2 protein-coding genes are annotated in these 2,183 nt (G+C 72.9%); one reads left to right on the top strand and one right to left on the bottom strand.

Annotation, left to right across the window (positions count from 1 at the left end):
• Positions 1-236: 236 nt before the first annotated feature.
• Positions 237-1,268 carry an Rv2578c family radical SAM protein gene (locus tag AB8Z36_RS38545; protein ID WP_369218020.1) on the bottom strand — a complete coding sequence of 344 codons (1,032 nt, stop codon included), beginning with the start codon at positions 1,266-1,268 and terminating at the stop codon, positions 237-239.
• 283 nt (positions 1,269-1,551) lie between these two features.
• On the opposite strand from AB8Z36_RS38545, the gene AB8Z36_RS38540 reads away from it, so the two are divergent.
• Positions 1,552-2,121 (top strand): GNAT family N-acetyltransferase, encoded by a 570-nt coding sequence (locus AB8Z36_RS38540; protein ID WP_369218019.1) that lies wholly within the window; start codon positions 1,552-1,554, stop codon positions 2,119-2,121.
• Positions 2,122-2,183 lie beyond the last annotated feature (62 nt).

Genomic DNA, 2,183 nt, shown 5'->3' with positions numbered 1-2,183 from the left:
GGGGCGACCGCGGCGGCCACCCCGGCGAGGGSGGCGAAGGAGCAGAGGGCGGCGACGCGTTTCTTCATCGGCTTCCAAGTCGTTCAGGGCGGGATGCGGGGCCGTGCGCACGACGGCCTTCGGCGCATCGTCTCCGCGCGGACCGCCCGGATCGGGTAGTTCTGCCGATGAATGACCTGAAAGGAGCAGCGCCTCGAATGGGCGTCAGTCCTTACCGCCTGCCAAGAGGGTGCCCACTAGAGGAGGGTGAGCTGCGTCGGGCCCGCTGCCCGGGGCGGCTCCGGGACGCGGATGCGCCGGGACGCGCCCGCGCGCGTGGGGCCGATGCCGAACTCCTCGGCGAGCTGGTGCACTTGGCGGGTGATGCGCCGCTGGTACCACTTGGGGGCGTAGGCGCCTTCCGCGTACAGCCGCTCGTAGCGCCGCACGAGGTGCGGGTGGTGCTGCCCGAGCCAGGCCATGAACCACTCGCGTGCCCCGGGCCGCAGATGCAGCACCAGGGGCGTCACCGAGGTCGCCCCGGAGGCGGCGATGGCCCGCACGGTGGCGCGGAGCTGGTCGGGGTGGTCACCGAGGAAGGGGATGACGGGGGCCATCAGGACGCCGCAGCCGATGCCGTGCTCACTCAGGGTGCGTACGGCGTCCAGGCGCCGCTCCGGGGCGGGGGTGCCCGGCTCCACGGTGCGCCACAGCTCGGGGTCGGTGAAGCCGACGGAGACGGAGATGCCGACGTCGGTCACCGCCGCCGCCTCGCGCAGCAGGTCGAGGTCGCGCAGGATCAGCGTGCCCTTGGTCAGGATCGAGAAGGGGTTGCCCCGGTCGCGCAGGGCCCTGATGATCCCCGGCATCAGCCGGTAGCGGCCCTCGGCCCGCTGGTAGCAGTCGACGTTGGTGCCCATGGCGATGTGGTCGCCGTGCCAGCGGGGCGAGGCGAGCTGGCGGCGCAGCAGTTCGGCGGCGTTGACCTTGACGACGATCTGGCTGTCGAAGCCCAGTCCGGTGTCCAGGTCGAGATAGCTGTGGGTCTTGCGGGCGAAGCAGTAGACGCACGCGTGCGTGCAGCCACGGTAGGGGTTGACCGTCCATTCGAACGGCATCCGGGACGCGCCCGGCACACGGTTCACGATCGATCTGGCGCGTATCTCGTGGAAGGTGACGCCCGCGAACTCCGGGGTGTCGAAGGTTCTCGTCGTCACCGAGTCCGCGCCGAACAGCGCGGGGTCGGCGCGGCCCTGACGGGGTCCGTCGGAGAGGTTCTCCCAGCGCATGACGCCTCCTCGGTAGCTCTGGCCTCACAATAGAACACATGTTCCCTTGATCGTGCGACCGACGCGGGCGGCTTGGGCGGCTTGGGCGGCGTGGGCGCCTGGGGCGGCGTGGGCGCGGCGGATCTTGGTAAGGTCCCGGCAGACGCGCGGCACGCGCGGCACCACCGCGACGAGGGAGGTCGATGAATATGGCCCGCCAGGCCCTTCACCGGCATGCCCCTGTCCGGGCCGCACGAGCCTGAGCGCGGCCCGGTCGTTCGAACGAAACGACCTGGAGTGTCACGTGTCCTCTTCCTTCGCTTCCTCCGCGTCTCCCGCCTCATCCGCTTCCCCCGCCTCATCCGCGTCTCCCGCCACCGCCGACCTGACCACCGAGCGCCTCACGCTGCGGCCCTGGTCGTCCGGTGAGGTCGCCGACGTGCTCACCGGGCGCCGCTCGGCGCACTGGGCCGACGACTTCCCCGCCGAGGGCGACGGCGTCATCGCGGGCGTCATCGCCGCGCAGACCGCCGAGGGTCCCGCCGACCCCGGTGCGCACGGCCACCGGCTGATCGTCGAGCGGGCGAGCGGTGCCGTCGTCGGCTCCATCAGCCTGCTCTGGCCGCCGCACGAGGGCGCGGTGGAGTTCGGCTACGGAGTCGTGGCCTCCCGGCGCGGCCTCGGCTACGCCCCGGAGGCCGCCCGCGCCCTCGTGGCCCACGCCCTGGCCCTGCCCGGGGTCACCGCGGTGTACGCCCAGGTGGAACTCGCCAACCCGGCGTCCGTCCGCGTCCTTCAGAAGGCGGGCCTGCGCCGCGTGAGCGGTGACGGCGAGACGGCCAGGTACCGCGCCACGGCGCCGGACCAGGCGTAATTCGAAGGCCGGGCCCGGCGCCGCGGAAGCCGTTCCGCGCCCGGGCCCGGCACCCGGCCCGT

The organism is Streptomyces flavofungini, from assembly GCF_041028215.1.
Lineage (GTDB): Bacteria > Actinomycetota > Actinomycetes > Streptomycetales > Streptomycetaceae > Streptomyces > Streptomyces flavofungini_B.
The sequence above is the reverse complement of the archived record's forward strand: the minus strand, read 5'-3'. Positions and strand labels throughout refer to the sequence as shown.